The organism is Psychrobacter piechaudii (assembly GCF_900162825.1).
Lineage (GTDB): Bacteria > Pseudomonadota > Gammaproteobacteria > Pseudomonadales > Moraxellaceae > Psychrobacter > Psychrobacter piechaudii.
Genome location: NZ_FUGE01000293.1, coordinates 1 through 2,317 on the forward strand (window position 1 = coordinate 1; position 2,317 = coordinate 2,317).

At 35.5% G+C, this 2,317-nt stretch carries 2 protein-coding genes; both read right to left on the bottom strand.

Translation table 11 applies throughout. The features are described from left to right. Window positions 1-948 (bottom strand): polysaccharide pyruvyl transferase family protein (locus A1019T_RS13065; protein WP_077452163.1); only part of this gene is annotated, 948 nt, incomplete at its 3' end. After that, a partial coding sequence (locus tag A1019T_RS13070) for a Coenzyme F420 hydrogenase/dehydrogenase, beta subunit C-terminal domain (RefSeq protein ID WP_208608083.1) occupies window positions 945-2,317 on the bottom strand: 1,373 nt, incomplete at its 5' end. The genes A1019T_RS13070 and A1019T_RS13065, both read right to left, overlap by 4 nt.

Below are 2,317 nucleotides of genomic sequence, written 5' to 3' on the forward strand. Positions count from 1 at the left end.
CACTATTGTTATGAAAGGCTTCTCAAAAATAATAGATAACACTGTCCCATGAAAGGAGTCAGTAATTACGAAGTCTGCTATATAAAAAGAATTTAACCAATCTTCTATAGCTGGATACTTACAATCTAATAAGTATTTCTTATTCGTTACAGGTAGTTTCTTGTTAGGTTGTTTTCTAAACGAGTTTGTATCCAAATAGTTAGCCACTTGGTTAACAACCTCTACTTTAGCTTCGTTATCATCTAATATGTAGTTGAAAACTCCTTGAGTAGGGGACTCAAGCGAGCCTAACTTATTTTTAATTAGATCAATATAATCCTGTTTTCCTAGTAGTAAGGTAGGATCTAGTACTAATTGTGCTTCTGTACCAAGGTACTTACGGCAAAGCTGAATGCCTGCACTCTCCCTAACAGAGATAGCATCAAACTTTGCAATCAGCTCTTTACATTGTTTTGTTTGCTTTTCATCAAACTCCCATTCGCTAGTACCAAAGGATGAAGCATAAGCAAACTTTTGTATTTGACTATTATCAGATAAGAAGTCAAGGAAGTAGTTAGTAATACAAGGAGAGTATTTGGGTCTCCATGTTTGGTCGCTACCAACAATAACAGCATCAAAGTCTTCATCTAAGAAGTAGGCTTTTAACTCCTTCGAGTTGTCTATTTTTTGGGACAGATTAAGGTAATTATCGATAAAGTTATAGTTTTCAGCATAGATAAACTTTAAATCATTAGCAGAGGCAGCATAGTAATAGTAGCCTTTAACTCTGTTATAGGTTTGGTTTTTTACAAAAGACAAGGCTTTTAGATGCTTTGGTCGACTGGCTCGAACTCTGTTAATAGTGGTAATATTAGCGCCTTTCTGCTCTAGTACTCGTGTTAAAGCATAGTTTTGTAGTATGCCTCCGTAATTATGGCCTAGAGGCTGAGTCATTATGGCTATTTTCATTTGACTAATCCTTTCACTCTTCTTAGTATAGCGCGCTTATAGTGTGTGACCTTTGTAGCAAGCCTTAAGCGAGATAAAGTTTTCTCCATTTTGTTATCAAAATCTACAGCAGAGTCTACATGTTGCCATATCTCTAAGCTTCTTTTTCTAGTAAGTCTTCTTAGTTTTTGCACTACATAAATATCTAAAGAAACAGGTTTTTTACCATGTCTTTTTTTTGCTAAGGGTAACCCTTTTTTCTTGGCTTCCTCAAGTCGTACATAGAGACCATCTTGCCGATGGTTGAAGCTGCCTTGTTGTGAGGCAATTACTTTATCTATTTCAAGCTCTTCAATATTTAATTCATTATTTGTTCTGCCATTATTGATAAGCTGTTCGGCTAAGGGAGATCTGGTTATTACAATACTAGTCCCTTTTCCATCGTTTTTATAGGGTTCTATCCAGGCGTCTCCTAAAGAAATATCTGCTAACTCAGTTGCAACATCTTCACAAAAATCACATGCATTAGCCTTAAATAGTCCTGTACCCCACATATCGCCTACTTCACGCATTTTAATTCTTTTATGATGGCGATCGTTTAAGTCTACACACCCAAATGAATAGTCTAGAGCCACGCTATCTGGATCTTTAATTCTATACTCTGGATGTTTAATATGGTTTGATTCAGACCCAACTTTAGATGCTAGATATTCTGTATAAAACTTACTCTTTACACCACCACATATAATTCCAATGATGAATGGTATTTTTTCTTTGAGAGAAGGGTCGTGATATTGTGCTAAACGTATTGCTTTTACAAAACAAGCTACACCTACAATTGCCACTTTACCATCTAGATGATTCAACTCATCTAATACAGAAGCTAAGGTTACAGGATAATATTTAGTTTTAGATGATGAAGTGAGGTCTTTAGGGCTACTTATCACAGTATAATCATAATGTGCATCTTGGCCCTCACTCACACAGAAAATATGATCAACAATATTTTGGTTTAGTAATTTATCAAATACATAGGTAGCTATACCTCCAGAAGATGAAGTATTCCTATACTTTTTTGAGTAACCCGCGTAAGTATTTATTACTCTTCCTAGCTTGGGGTCGATAGATGTATCTTGGTTTAAAAAAATATTTGCTATAGAAGCTTCATCCTTCACTACTTTTTCAGGATTAGGATTGAAGGGGCAGACAGAGATACAAGTAGCATCATCATCACAGTGAGATGATAAAGTAGGTACTAAAAAACCCTCATTATTCCAATCCATAGAGAGCGCATTAGAATCACAGGCATATGTACATAGTCCACAGCCTATACAAAGATCATTGTCTACGACTTGAGAGATAACTTTAGGTTTATTCATATTTTCCATAC